This window comes from Amycolatopsis sp. 505 (assembly GCF_031625235.1).
In the GTDB taxonomy this organism is placed as follows: domain Bacteria; phylum Actinomycetota; class Actinomycetes; order Mycobacteriales; family Pseudonocardiaceae; genus Amycolatopsis.
On sequence record NZ_JACKQP010000002.1, the window covers coordinates 640225 to 653322 of the forward strand.

14 protein-coding genes are annotated in these 13098 nt (G+C 70.1%); 4 read left to right on the forward strand and 10 right to left on the reverse strand.

Features of this window, described 5'->3' with window-relative positions; genetic code table 11:
* Positions 1-19: 19 nt before the first annotated feature.
* On the forward strand, positions 20-622 hold the full coding sequence (locus H5965_RS10055; protein WP_310969261.1) for a TetR/AcrR family transcriptional regulator: 603 nt from the start codon (positions 20-22) through the stop codon (positions 620-622).
* Here the strand turns inward: H5965_RS10055 and H5965_RS10060 are convergent.
* Positions 612-1517 (reverse strand): LysR family transcriptional regulator, encoded by a 906-nt coding sequence (locus H5965_RS10060; RefSeq protein ID WP_310969263.1) that lies wholly within the window; start codon positions 1515-1517, stop codon positions 612-614. The genes H5965_RS10055 and H5965_RS10060 overlap by 11 nt on opposite strands.
* 86 nt (positions 1518-1603) lie before the next feature.
* Between H5965_RS10060 and H5965_RS10065 the strand changes: the two genes are divergently transcribed.
* Entirely contained in the window at positions 1604-2494 is an 891-nt protein-coding gene (locus H5965_RS10065; protein WP_310969264.1) for an EamA family transporter, read from the forward strand.
* On the opposite strand, the gene H5965_RS10070 is transcribed toward H5965_RS10065, so the two are convergent.
* Positions 2491-3129 carry a DedA family protein gene (locus H5965_RS10070; RefSeq protein WP_310969266.1) on the reverse strand — a complete coding sequence of 213 codons (639 nt, stop codon included), beginning with the start codon at positions 3127-3129 and terminating at the stop codon, positions 2491-2493. The genes H5965_RS10065 and H5965_RS10070 overlap by 4 nt on opposite strands.
* Before the next feature lie 556 nt (positions 3130-3685).
* On the opposite strand from H5965_RS10070, the gene H5965_RS10075 reads away from it, so the two are divergent.
* Together H5965_RS10075 and H5965_RS10080 are read left to right on the forward strand one after the other, a co-directional pair.
* On the forward strand, positions 3686-4036 hold the full coding sequence (locus H5965_RS10075) for a YciI family protein (protein ID WP_310969267.1): 351 nt from the start codon (positions 3686-3688) through the stop codon (positions 4034-4036).
* Complete coding sequence (locus H5965_RS10080; RefSeq protein ID WP_310969269.1) at positions 4033-5223, forward strand: DUF6596 domain-containing protein; 1191 nt, start codon at positions 4033-4035, stop codon at positions 5221-5223. Before H5965_RS10075 ends, H5965_RS10080 begins: the two co-directional genes overlap by 4 nt.
* A 42-nt stretch (positions 5224-5265) precedes the next feature.
* Here the strand turns inward: H5965_RS10080 and H5965_RS10085 are convergent, their stop codons facing one another.
* From H5965_RS10085 to H5965_RS10120, 8 genes are all read right to left on the reverse strand, one after another.
* A complete protein-coding gene (locus tag H5965_RS10085) occupies positions 5266-6378 on the reverse strand; it encodes an oligopeptide/dipeptide ABC transporter ATP-binding protein (RefSeq protein WP_310969270.1) in 1113 nt (370 codons plus the stop codon).
* On the reverse strand, positions 6375-7370 hold the full coding sequence (locus H5965_RS10090; protein ID WP_310969272.1) for an ABC transporter ATP-binding protein: 996 nt from the start codon (positions 7368-7370) through the stop codon (positions 6375-6377). Before H5965_RS10090 ends, H5965_RS10085 begins: the two co-directional genes overlap by 4 nt.
* Before the next feature lie 6 nt (positions 7371-7376).
* Complete coding sequence (locus tag H5965_RS10095; protein ID WP_004559728.1) at positions 7377-8306, reverse strand: ABC transporter permease; 930 nt, start codon at positions 8304-8306, stop codon at positions 7377-7379.
* Positions 8303-9304 (reverse strand): ABC transporter permease, encoded by a 1002-nt coding sequence (locus H5965_RS10100; RefSeq protein ID WP_310969273.1) that lies wholly within the window; start codon positions 9302-9304, stop codon positions 8303-8305. The genes H5965_RS10095 and H5965_RS10100 overlap by 4 nt, the downstream gene beginning before the upstream one ends.
* An 86-nt stretch (positions 9305-9390) precedes the next feature.
* The gene (locus H5965_RS10105; RefSeq protein WP_310969274.1) at positions 9391-11070 is read right to left on the reverse strand and encodes an ABC transporter substrate-binding protein; all 1680 of its coding nucleotides are present in this window, start codon (positions 11068-11070) and stop codon (positions 9391-9393) included.
* Between the two features lie 327 nt (positions 11071-11397).
* Complete coding sequence (locus H5965_RS10110) at positions 11398-11886, reverse strand: uridine kinase (RefSeq protein ID WP_396136890.1); 489 nt, start codon at positions 11884-11886, stop codon at positions 11398-11400.
* A 52-nt stretch (positions 11887-11938) separates the two neighbouring features.
* Positions 11939-12373, reverse strand: a complete 435-nt coding sequence (locus H5965_RS10115) for a DUF2304 domain-containing protein (RefSeq protein ID WP_310969276.1) — start codon at positions 12371-12373, stop codon at positions 11939-11941.
* A gap of 11 nt (positions 12374-12384) precedes the next feature.
* Positions 12385-13086, reverse strand: a complete 702-nt coding sequence (locus tag H5965_RS10120; protein ID WP_396136891.1) for a glycosyltransferase family 2 protein — start codon at positions 13084-13086, stop codon at positions 12385-12387.
* Between the last annotated feature and the right edge of the window lie 12 nt (positions 13087-13098).

The following is a 13098-nucleotide window of genomic DNA, read 5'->3' on the forward strand; positions in this document are numbered from 1 at the left end:
GAACTGTACTATTCGGTACATGGAGGCGCAAGCGGCTTCGACCCCGCGCGGCAAGCGCACGCGTGACGCGATCGTCGACGCGGCGGCGGGCCTGATGTACGTCGACGGCGTCGCGGGCACGAGCGTCGACAAGGTGCTGGCCGCGAGCGGCGCCGGGAAATCGCAGATGTACCACTACTTCAAGAACAAGGAACAGCTGGTCGCGGCCGTGATCGACCGGTACCTCGAGCAGATCCTCGGCAACCAGCCGGTCATCTTCACGCTGGCGTCCTGGGCCGACCTCGAGACGTGGACCGAGCAGCTGCTCGACGTCCACCGCCGCGCGGGCGGGCCGATCGCCTGCCCGCTGGGCAACCTCGCGGGCGAGGTGGGCGACAACCCGAAGCTGGCCCCGCTGGTCGACCAGGCCTACCGGACCTGGGAGTCCCATCTGGCGCGCGGGCTGAAAGCCTTGCAGGACAACGGAGAACTGGCCGCGGACGCCGACCCGGCGCGGCTGGCGCAGGCGGCGATGACGTCCGTCCAAGGTGGACTGCTGCTGGCCCACATCCGCCACGACCTCACGGCGCTGCAGGACGCGCTCGGCATCGCGCTCGCCTACCTGCGGGGCTTCAAGCGGTGAGCTGGGCGATCTCCGCGCGGAGTTCGTCGATCACCTTGGCCACCGCCGGACGCTGCAGCGCGCCCGTCCGGCACACCGCCTCCACCAGCCGGGCCGCGCGGATCCCGGCCAGCGGCCGGCTGACCAGGCCGCTGCCCCGGCGGGTGTCGATCGTGTACCGCGGCACCAGCGCGATGCCGTGCCCGGCCGCGACCAGCCGCTCGGTGATCCGGAAGTCGTTGATCCGCTGGACGACGACCGGCCGCACGCCGGTGCGGACGGTCAGCGAGCGCAGCACGTCGTCCACCGGGAAGCCGTGGTCGACGCCGATCCAGCGTTCGTCCGCCAGCTCGGCCAGTTCGACGCGGCGCCGGTTCGCCAGCCGGTGCCCGGTCGGCAGCGCGACGTCGAGCGGTTCGCGCAGCAACGGCACCACCTCGAGGCGGCTCGAGTCGAACTCCGGCGCGTGCTCGTCGCGGTGCGCCACGACGATGTCGTAGTCCGCGACCAGGCCGGGCACCTCCGGCGGCGTCATGTCGACGTCCCGGACGTCGACCTCCAGGCCGTCGTACCCGGCGACGCGCGACAGCAGCCCCGGCAGCAGCATCAGGCCGGCCGACTGGAAAATCGCGATCCGCACCCGCCCGCGCGGCGCGCTGCGGTAGGTGTCCAGTTCGGACTCGGCCCGTTCGAGCGCGGCGAGCACCTCATCGGCGCGGGCGACCAGCGCGCGGCCGGCGTCGGTCAGCCGCAGGCCCCGGCCCGCGGGCTCGGTGAGCGGCAGGCCGACTTCGCCCTGCAACGCGCGCAGCTGCTGCGAAACCGCGGACGGCGTGCAGTGCAAGGCACGCGCGGCCGCCGTCACGCTCCCGCGGTCGGCGAACTCCCGCAGCGTGCGCAACCGGCCCAGATCCACGCCGTCACTGTACTTGAAGCTCCGCTACAAGGTTCCTGCAGATATTCTCGCTGGTCCTTCACGGTCGGCGTTGACACAGTGGAGGCATGCCCGCTCGTGACCGTCTGCTCGCCGTGCTCGTCGCCGTCCTGTGGGGCCTGAACTTCCTGGCCATCCACGCCACGCTCGGGCAGTTCCCGCCGGTGTTCGCGGGCGCGCTGCGGTTCGCCGTGATCGCCGTGCCGACCATCCTGTTCGTGCCGTGGCCGAAGGTGAAGGTGCGGCACCTGCTCGGCTACGGCCTCGGGTTCGGCACCGGCCAGTTCGCGTTCCTGTTCATCGCGATGGACACCGGGATGCCGACCGGGCTGGCGTCGCTGGTGCTGCAGGCGTCGGCGCCGTTCACGGTGCTGCTCGGCGCGGTCTTCCTGCGCGAACGCGTCACCCCGCACCAGCTGGCGGGCATCGCGCTGGCGGTGGCGGGGATGGCCGCGATCGCGTGGCAGCAGTCCGGGCACGCGGCGCTGCTGCCGATGGTCCTGACTCTGCTGGCCGCGCTGAGCTGGGCATTCGGCAACCTGAGCACGCGCAAGGCCGAGCCGGACAACCCGCTGCACTTCACGCTGTGGATGTCGGTGGTGCCGCCGCTGCCGATGTTCGCGCTGTCGCTGGTCATGGAGGGCCCGGCCGCGCAGTGGCGTTCACTGACGACGCTCGGCACCCCGACCGGCCTGACCGCGCTCGCCGGGCTGACGTACGTGGTGCTGATCGGCACGGTCGTCGGCTCGGGCCTGTGGACGACGCTGATGCGCCGCAACCCGGCGGGCGTGGTGTCGCCGTTCTCGCTGCTGGTGCCGGTGGTCGGGCTGACGGCGTCGTTCCTGATCCTGGGCGAGCGCCCGACCTGGCTGGAGGTCGGCGCGGCGGCCGTCGTGATCGCCGGGGTGCTGCTGGGCTCGTTGCGGTTCGCGCCAAAGCGAGAACTCGTCGCGGTCTAGGCGGCGGTCTCTTCCTGCTTTTCCTCTTCCGGGTGGTTCCGGCCGAGACGCTTCTTCATGACGAAGAAGACGACCACGCCGATGAGAACGGCGGCCACCAGGCCGAACTTGGAGAACCGGCCGAGCCACTCTTCGGCCACCACACCGAGGTAGTAGACGGCGGCGGTGGTGCCCCCGGCCCAGACGATGCCCCCGGCGGCGTTCGCCAGCAGGAATTTCGGGTAGTGCATCCGCAGCGACCCGGCGAGCGGCCCGGCGAGGATCCGCAGGAACGCGATGAACCGCCCCAGGAAGACGGCCCACACACCGCGTTTGTTGAAGATCCGTTCGGCGTTGGCCAAGTGCGCGGGACCGAAATGCTTCGGGAATTTCCGGCCGGCCCAGGCGAACAGCCGTTGCCCACCGGTTTTCCCGATGAAGTACCCGATGCTGTCGCCGATGATGGCGCCGGCACTGGCCAGAATCCCGATCCAGAGCGGGCTCAGGTTGCTGTGCTGCGACGCGAGCAGGGCCGCGCTGACCAGCACGATCTCGCCGGGCAGCGGAATCCCGAGGCTCTCGATCATGATCACCGCACCGACGATCAGGTACACCGAGAGCGGCGGGATCGCCTCCAGCCATTGGTCGATGTGCACAGCTGTACCCCCTGGTACCCACGTCCGGATTTCGGTGTTCGCTTTCCGAAGGGTACCGGGGGCGTTCCGCAGAGCGCGGCATCCTCAGGTATGGCCGCGGGTACGACTTTGGTCGGGTCCTGCTTGCGAACGAGGGGCGGCTTTGGCCGGGGTTGGCTTCGGTCGGGCTGGCTTCGATCGGGGTCCGCTTGGGCCGCAGGCCCGGCTTCGGCCGGGGCTGGCTTCGGCCGGGGCTGGTTTTGGCCGGGGCCGCTTGGGCCGCAGGCCCGGCTTGGGCCGCAGGCCCGGCTTCGACCGAGGGCTCGGCCCCCGTCCCGCCAAGCCCCACCGGCCACACCCCCCTGCCGACCCGATACGCAGCCGCCTCAGCGGCCGTCACGCCGGGTCAAGGCACGCTTTCCCGCCTTGACGCGGCGTGACGGCCGTTGAACAATCCGGCGTCCGGGTCGGTGGAGGGGGCACAACGGGGCATCTCACGCAGCCGGAGTTGTCCACAGGCTCCACCCCCATGTGGACAACTCCGGTGGACAACCCCGTGCAGGCACAGGAGACTCCAGTGAAATACGTGGTCCTCATCTACGGCAACCCCGCGTCGCGCCAAGCGTGGGAAGGGATGACCGACGAGCAGCGGGCCGCCGGGCTGGCCTACTACCAGCAGCTCAACGACGACCTCGATGCCTCCGGCGAGCGGATCGTCTCCGAACGGCTCGCCTACCCGGAGCTGACCAAGCAGGTGGGCGTCACCGACGGGCCCTTCGCCGAGGCCAAGGAGTTCCTCGCCGGCTTCTACCTGCTCGACTGCGAGAGCGAAGAGCGCGCCCTCGAGATCGCCGCGAAGGTCCCGGAAGCGTCCTTCGGCAAGGTCGAGGTGCGGCCGGTGATGGGACTCCACGGACCGGAGCTGTGACCGACGTCGAACTCCTGCTCCGCGAGCTCGCGCCGCAGGTCCTCGCCGCGCTGGTCCGGCGGTACGGCGGGTTCGACACCTGTGAGGACGCCGTCCAGGAAGCCCTGCTCGCCGCGTCGCAGCAATGGCCGGTCGAGGGGATTCCGGATCACCCGAAGGGGTGGCTGATCACCGCCGCGTCCCGGCGGCGGATCGAGCAGTGGCGCAGCGACACCGCGCGGCGACGGCGTGAGGAGGCCGTCGCCCAGGCCGAGCCGCCCGGTCAGGAACCCGCCGGCGGGGTCGACGACACGCTGACCTTGCTGCTGCTCTGCTGCCACCCGTCGCTGAAACCGCCGTCGCAGGTCGCGCTCACCCTGCGGGCCGTCGGCGGGCTCACCACCGCCGAGATCGCGCGGGCCTTCCTCGTTCCCGAGGCCACCATCGGCCAGCGGATCAGCCGCGCGAAACAGAAGCTGAAAGGCGAACGGCTCACCCACGACCAGCGCCCCGAGCGGCTGGCCGCCGTGCTGCAGGTGCTCTACCTGATCTTCACCGAGGGCCACACCGCCAGCTCGGGGGACACGCTGAGCCGCGTCGAGCTGACCACCGAGGCGATCCGGCTGGTTCGGCAGCTGCACGCGGAACTGCCGGACGACGGCGAAGTCACCGGGCTGCTGGCCCTGATGCTGCTCACCGAAGCCCGCCGGCCCGCGCGGGTCGACGCCACCGGCGCGCTCGTCCCGCTGGCCGAGCAGGATCGGTCGCGCTGGAACCGGGCGTTCATCGACGAAGGCGTCGCGCTGATCACCCAAGCGCTGGCCACCGCACCGGTCGGCCCCTACCAGCTGCAGGCCGCGATCGCCGCGGTCCACGACGAGGCCGCGACCAGCGAAGACACCGATTGGACCGAGATCCTCACGCTGTACGACCTGCTGCGGGTCGTCGCGCCCGGTCCGATGGTGACGCTGAACCGGGTGGTCGCGTTCGCGCAAGTCCACGGCCCCGCGAAGGGGCTGGCCGAGCTGGGTGAAGCCGCGAAGCACCTCACGCGGCACCACCGGGTCGACGCCATCCGCGCCCACCTGCTCGAAACCGCCGGTGACCCGGCCGGGGCCCGCGAGGCGTACCTGGCCGCCGCCCGGCGGACGCTGAGCCTGCCGGAACAGGCGTACCTGCAGTCGCGGGCCAACCGGCTGGAGACGTGAGAACGGCCGGCCGGGACAAGGCCCGGCCGGCCGTTCGGCACATCAGAGGATCTCGGCCGCGGTGCCGACGTCCGGCGGACCCAGGTCGGGGTTGAGCGCCCCGGTGAGCTCCACCAGCTCCGGCTCCACCTCGTGCGGCTGGATGCGCCCGTCGCGGATGTCCTCCGCGTAGTGGCACGCCACCCGGTGCCCGCCGCCGATTTCGCGCAGCTGCGGGCGGTCGGTGTTGCACAGGCGCTCCTGCCGCCACGGGCAGCGGGTGTGGAACCGGCAGCCCGACGGCGGGTTGGCCGGCGACGGCAGGTCACCGGCGAGCAGGATCTGCTCACGGGTGTCCTCGACCTGCGGGTCCGGCACCGGGATGGCCGACAGCAGCGCCCGCGTGTACGGGTGCAGCGGGTCCCGGTACAGCGAGTCCGCGTCGGTCTCCTCGACCAGCGCACCCAGGTACATCACGCCGATGCGGTCGGAGATGTGCCGCACCACCGCGAGGTCGTGCGCGATCACCACGTAGGTCAGGCCGAGCTGCTGCTGCAGGTCCTCCAGCAGGTTCACCACCTGGGCCTGCACCGAAACGTCCAATGCGGACACCGGCTCGTCGGCGACGATCAGGTCCGGCTCCACCGCCAGCGCCCGGGCGATGCCGATGCGCTGGCGCTGCCCGCCGGAGAACTCGTGCGGGTACTTCCGCAGCGACGTCTCCGGGAGGCCGACCGCGGCCAGCAGCTGCCGCAGCCGCCGCTGGGTGGCTTCCTTGTCCTTGTCGAGGCCGTGCGCGTGCATGCCCTCGAGCAGGATGGACTCGACCGACTGGCGCGGGTCCAAACTGGACATCGGGTCCTGGAAGATCATCTGCATCCGGCGCCGGGCCTTCCGCAGTTCCTCCCCCTTCAAGGCCGCGACGTCGGTGCCGTCGAACTTCACGGAACCGGCGGTGGGCTCGTTGAGCCGCAGGATCGCCCGGCCCAAAGTGGACTTGCCGCAGCCGGATTCGCCCACCAGGCCGTAGGTTTCGCCGCGGCGGATGGCCAGGTCGACACCGTCGACCGCGTACACGTGCCCGACCGTCCGGTCGATCACGATGCCGCGCTTGATCGGGAAGTGCACCTTGAGGTCGGTGACCTCGAGCAGCACGTCACCAGCAGGACGGGTCATCGGGTTCCTCCTCCCGCGGCGACCGCGGGCCGCACGGGGTTGTGACAGCGCAGCAGCCCGCCCTGGTCGGGCACCAGCTGCGGCTGGACCTCGCGGCAGACCGGCAGCGCGTTGGGGCACCGCGGCGCGAACGCGCACCCGTGGTCCCACGGGATGTTGTCGGCCACCGAACCCCGGATGGGGATCAGCTTCTCGCCGCGGCCCGCGTCGAGCCGCGGGATCGAGGCGAGCAGGCCGTGCGTGTACGGGTGCCGCGGCTCGGCGAAGAGCTGGTGCCGCTGCGCCCGCTCGACGATCTTGCCGCCGTAGAGCACGTTGACCTCGTCGCACAGCCCGGCGACGACACCGAGGTCGTGCGTGATCATGATCAGCGCGGTGCCGGTGTCCTGCACCAGTTCCCGCAGCAGCGCCAGGATCTGCGCCTGGATGGTGACGTCGAGCGCGGTGGTCGGCTCGTCGGCGATGAGCAGCCGCGGCCGGCACGCCAGCGCGATCGCGATCAGCGCGCGCTGCCGCATCCCGCCGGAAAGCTGGTGCGGGTACTCGGAAAGCCGGCGCGACGGGTCGGGGATGCCGACCTTGTCGAGCAGGTCCACCGCTTCGACGGACGCCGCCTTGCGCGACATCCCGCGGTGGCGCTCCAGCACCTCGGTGATCTGCAGCCCGATCGGGATGACCGGGTTCAGCGAGGACAGCGGGTCCTGGAAGACCATGCCGAGGTCGCGGCCGCGGCGGTCGCGCATTTCCCGGTCGGAAAGGGAAAGCAGGTCGGTGCCTTCGAAGCGCACCGAGCCGGTGACCTTGTTGCCGCGCTTGGCCAGCAGCCGCATGATCGCCAGCGACGTCACGGACTTGCCGCAGCCGGACTCGCCGACCAGGCCGACCGTCTGGCCCGGCTCGACGTCGAAGCTGACGCCTTCCACCGCGGTGAACGGCTGTTCGCCGCGCCGCTGGAACACGACCGAAAGGTCGCGGACTTCAAGGAGTGCCATGGGATCTCACCGCCTGTTCTTCGGGTCGAGGGCTTCGCGGAGGGACTCGCCGAGCAGCGTGAACCCGAGCGCGACGATGATGATCGCGATCGCCGGGTAATACGCGAGCTCGGGCCGGACGTCGAGGAACTGCCGGGCACCCTTGCTCAGCATGATGCCCCACTCCGCCCGGTTCGGGTCCGGGTCGCCCAGACCGAGGAACGACAGCGCCGCGGCCTCCAGGATGGCGGTCGCGAGGGTCAGCGTGGCCTGCACGATGACCGGGCCCAGCGAGTTCGGCAGCATGTGCCGGAACACGATGGTGCCGCGCTTGACGCCCAGCGACGTCGCCGCGAGGACGTGGTCGCTGCCGCGCTGCACCAGCATCGAGCCGCGCAGCAGCCGCGCGAAGATCGGCACCCCGATCAGCGAGACCGCGAGGATCACCGTCCACTGGCTCGGCTTGGCGAACAGCGCCGCGACCGAAATCGCCAGCAGCAGCGACGGCACCGACAGCATGACGTCGACCAGTCGCATGAGGACGGTGTCGACCCAGCCGCCGAACGCGCCGGCGAGCCCGCCGATGATGATGCCGAGGAGCACGCCGATCACCGTGGCCAGCACCCCGACGAGGAGGGTGTTCTGCGCGCCGACGATCAGCCGCGACAGCTCGTCGCGGCCGAAGTCGTCCACGCCGAGCGGGAAGCCCGGCTGGGAGCCGGGGATGATCCCCTGGCCGAGGGCGACCTTGTCCTGCAGGTAGCGCTCGAACGGGTCCTTGGGCGCGATGAGCGGCGCGAACACCGCCAGCAGCACGAACAGGCCGGTGATCACGCCACCGGTGATGGCGACCGGGCTGCGCAGCATCCGCCGCAGTGCTTCGCGGCCGAGGCTGTTCCCGCTCGCCGCGGCGAGCTTGTCGATCGGCTCTTTCTTCTTGTTCAGCAGAGTGTTCATCGCACACGCACCCTCGGGTCGATGATCCCGTACGAGACGTCGACCAGCATGTTCACCAGGACGTACACCAGCGCGCCGAAGAGCAGCAGCGCCTGGAGCCGCGGGTAGTCACGCCGTTCGATGCCTTCGGCCAGCAGGAATCCGAGGCCGCGGAAGTTGAACACCCGCTCGGTCAGCACCGCGCCGCCGAGCAGCGCGCCGGTCTGCAGGCCGATGGTGGTGACCACCGGGAGCAGGCCGTTGCGCAGCACGTGCCGCCGCCGGACGACGGGCTGCGTGAGGCCCTTGGAGTTGGCCGTGCGGATGAAGTCCTCGTTGAGCACTTCGAGCACCGACGCGCGGGTGATCCGGGTGACCACCGCGAGCGGGATGGTGGCGAGCGCGAACGCCGGGAGGATCAGGTGCCTGATCGCGTCCCAGACGGCGTCCCATTCGCTCGTCATGATGCCGTCGAGGACGGCGAAGTTGGTGACGGCGGTGGCGTCGAGCCCCGCGGTCTGCCGGCCCTGCGACGGCAGGCCCAGCGGCCCGGCCAGCAGGTCCTGCATCATGTAGCCGAGGAAGAACACCGGCACCGCGACGCCGACCAGCGTCAGCACGATGATCACGTTGTCAGCGACGCCACCGCGGTAGCGGGCCGAGAGGTAGCCGGCCGGGATGCCGATGACCACCGCGACGATCATCGCGGACAGGCCCAGCTCGATGGTGGCCGGCAGGAACGTGCCGATCTCCGACATCACCGGCTGGGTGGAGACCAGCGAGGCGCCGAAGTCGCCGGTGATGGCGCGGCCGAGGAACTTGAAGTACTGGATGATGACCGGCTGGTCGAGCCCCAGCACGTGGTTGAGGTTGGCGATCTTCTCCGGCGTTGCCTTGTCGCCGAGGAGGGCGGCCGCGGGCCCTCCGGGCAGCGACCGCAGCCAGGCGAAGACCAGGATGGACAGGATGAGCAGCGTCGGGATCGCTTGTAGCAGCCGACGCACGAGAAAACGGAGCACTTGCAGTCCTTAGGTGGCAGCCCGCTGAGTACGGAACATGGGGTGGGCGCGGTAGCACCCACCCCATGCCTCGCGGCGTTGAGCCGTCAGTTCACGGTGACGGTGTTGAACCGCTCGTCGGTCAGCGGACTGGCGACCAGACCCTTGACCTTCGGGCCGACCACGATGGCGGGCGGGCCGTAGGAAATCGGGATGGCCGGCAGGTAGTCCATGATCTGCTTGTTGACTTCCTGGTACGCCTTGGCGTGCGCGTCACCGGCGGGCGAAGCGTCCGCGGCGGCCAGCGCGTCGAACAGCTGCTGGTTCTCGAACCCGAACTCCGGCTTCTTGCGGCCGAAGAACGTGCCGACGAAGTTCCCGGCGTCGTTGTAGTCACCGGTCCAGCCGAGCAGGTGGAGGTCCTGCTTGCCGAACTTCTGGACGTCGTCCTTGTAGCCGCCGTTCCACGGCTTGGCGACCGGCTCGATCTTGATGCCGATGGCCTTCAGGTCCTCGGAGATCGAGGTGAAGACGTCCGCCGGGTTCGGCATGTACGGCCGGGTGACCTCGGTCGGGTAGTAGAACTTCAGCGTCAGGTTCGTCGCACCCGCCTGCTGCAGGAGATCCTTGGCCTGCTGCTGGTTGAACGGGTACTTGGTGACCTCGTCGGTGTAGCCGGAGATCGTCTTGGGGACGAACTCGGTGGCCACCTCGGCGCCCTCGGGCAGCTTGCTCTTGACGAACTGCTCGCGGTTGATGCCGTAGGCCAGCGCCTTGCGGACGCGGACGTCCTTCAGCTTCTCACCGGCCGGGCCGGACTGGTTGATGCCCAGGTAGAGGACGTTGAACGGCGGGCGCACCAGCACCTGCTCGCCCTCGTTGCGCAGCAGGCCGTAGTCGGCCGGCGCCGGGTAGTCGTAGCCCTGGATGTCGCCGGCCTTGAGCGCCTGCTTGCGGGCGTTCTCGTCCGGGATCACCTTGAAGATGAGCTTGTCGAGCTTGGCCGTCTGGGTCGGGCTGGTGTCGTTCTTGGACAGGGTGATCTCACCCTTGCCCTGGTCCCAGCCGTCGAACTTGAACGGGCCGGTGCCGACCGGGTGCTTGTTGGCGTACTCGCTGTAGGTGAACGAGTCGCCGGACTGGGTGACCTCGTCGGCCTTGTACTGCTTCAGCGCGGTCGGGCTCTGCATCGAGAACGACGGCAGGGTGAAGGCCGCCGGGAAGGCACCCTTCGCCTTGTTCAGGTTCACGACCGCGGTCGCCGGGTCCTTGGCTTCGCAGCTCTTGTAGACCGGGTCGCTGTAGTCGGTGCTCTCGTTCTTGGCGAACCCGCCGAAGACGTCGGCGTAGTAGATCATCTGGCTCTGGGCGGCGGCGCCCTTCATGTTGTACCAGCGGTCGAAGTTGAAGCAGACCGCGGTCGCGTCGAAGGCGGTGCCGTCCGAGAACTTCACGCCCTGCTTGAGGGAGAAGGTCCAGGTCTTGCCGTCGTTGCTGGGCTCCCACTTCTCGGCCAGCGAGGGCTCGAGGTCGGCGGTGCCCGGCTTGTTCTGGATCAGCGTGTCGAAGATCTGGCGCGTGATCCGGAAGGTCTCGCCCTCGTCGTTGAAGATCGGGTCGAACAACTTCGGGTTACCGGCCGCGCCGAAGATCATGGTGCCCCCGGAACCACCCCCTGCGCCCTCGTCACGCTTGGATTCCGCACAGGCGGACAGCGAAACCGCGAGCGCGCCGCTCAGCCCGATCAGGGCCACGCGGCGTGTTCGGGTCAGCCGCAATTGCTGCATCTGGCACCCCTTGGGAGATGTTCGGGTTCAAAGTCACCGTCCGGTCGGTCAGGAACTCGACGGACGATCGGTGTGCCCCGCGACACTAGCGGGAACTCGGCCCAGGCTTAAGTACGTGAGGTTACGATCGCGCTACGTGGGCGCCGATTTGACCGCAATGTGTCCATAAATAGCGACAGAATGTGACCGTTTGTGTGCTCTGGCTGCACGCGGTGCCCGATCACTAACTCAGATGGCGGTACCGAGATTAGTCCGGTCGTGCTGCGACCGCTGGTCGACTTGATCGATCCGGAGTGCCGCGCGCACGGAGGGTGACCGGTCCGTCCCCTACAAAAGTCGGGTGCCGGCGGCCCCGGGGGTGCCGTCGACGGCGAACCAGCCGCGCTCGAACCGTTGCCACCGCGCCAATTCGGCCCGTGCGGCCGCGCCGTCCCTGGCGACGGTTCCGGCCAGCCGGGCGGCCTCCGGGCCGCCAGAGAGCCAGCAGAGGTGCGAAAGCAGGGGTCTTGCCGAAGTGCGGCCGCAGGAAACGCCCTCCAGCACGAGGACTTCCGGCACGGCCACCCGGACGAGCTCACCCGGCCGGGGCACCCCGGTGGTCCAGTCCATGCGGCGGTAGGCGCCGGGCCTGCCGGCCGCCAGGGGACGCAGGACGCCGTCGACCAGCCGGGGCCACCAGGCGACCGGGTCGTCCCAGGTCGCGAAGGCGTCGGTGCTCACCAGGGCCGTCCGGCAGCCGCGGGCGGTCAGCTCCTCGACGACCTGGGCGGCCAGCGTGGACTTGCCGGCGCCCGACGGGCCGTCGATGGCCAGCACCCGCACCCGGCCCAGCCGAGCGGGGGCGGCGAGCAGGGCCTCGATCAGCGCGTCACTTGCTGACGCGCTCGACCTCCGGAAGCCCTTTGACGTCGTCGGGAGCCGCCGTCTTCGCCTCCAGCTCGGCGATCCGGCTCTCCAGCGCGCGCCGGGTGTCCTCGAGCTCGCAGCGCAGCAGCGCGATCTCCTCGACCGACGTGCGCACCTCTTCCTCGAGGTGCCCGGTCTCGGTGGACAGGTGCAGCGACACCAGCGCCAGGACGACGCCGGCGAGGAGGAAGACGAAGTTCGACGGCGTTTCCACGCCGGTCAGCCGGGCCAGGAACTGCGCGGCCGCCGGGATGGCGGCGAGCACCACGACGCCGACGGCGACGACCAGCCACACGCCCGCGTACTTCTCCCGCAGCTTGCGCCGCCGCATCATCTCGATGACGACGAACAGCACCAAGCACGCGATGACGATGCTGAGGATGCGCCAACCCTGCATTCCCAAGCTCCTTAAGCCGAGTCCGAGGAGTCGACCGCGGGGCGGCGGCGGACCAGCGCGAGCAGCAGCGCGAGCCCGGCGCGGCCCAGGTAGACGGCCGACTTGACGGGCGAGTGGCTGGGCGTGCCGCCCGCGCGCTCGCGCATGATGACCGGGATCTCCTTGATGGTCAGCTCGGCCCGGATGGCCATGACCAGCGATTCGACCGTGTCGCCGAGGTACTCGGCCGGGTAGTAGCCGGCGAACAGCCGGATCGCGCGCGGCCCCATCGCCTTGAAGCCCGACGTGACGTCGGTGAGCCGGGTCTTCGCCAGCCGCGAGAACACGATCGACAGCGCGACCATGGCGTACTTGCGCGGCCCGCTGGCCTTGTACGCGCCCTTGCCGGCGAACCGCGAGCCGATCACGATGTCCGCGTCGTCGAGGCCGCGCAGCAGCGCGTCGAGCTCGTCCGGGTCGTGCTGGCCGTCCGCGTCCACCTGCACGACGACGTCGTACCCGCGGGCGGCGGCGTAGCGGAAACCGGTGCGCATGGCGCCGCCGACCCCGAGGTTGACGGCGAGGCGGGCCACCTCGGCGCCCGCGGCGCGGGCGAGCTTGGCGGTGTCGTCCACCGAGCCGTCGTCGACGACGAGCAGGTCACCGTTCGGGAGGGCCCGCTTCACCTGCTCGATGACCGACGCGACGCTCGCCGACTCGTTGAGGGCGGGCATCACGATGAGCAC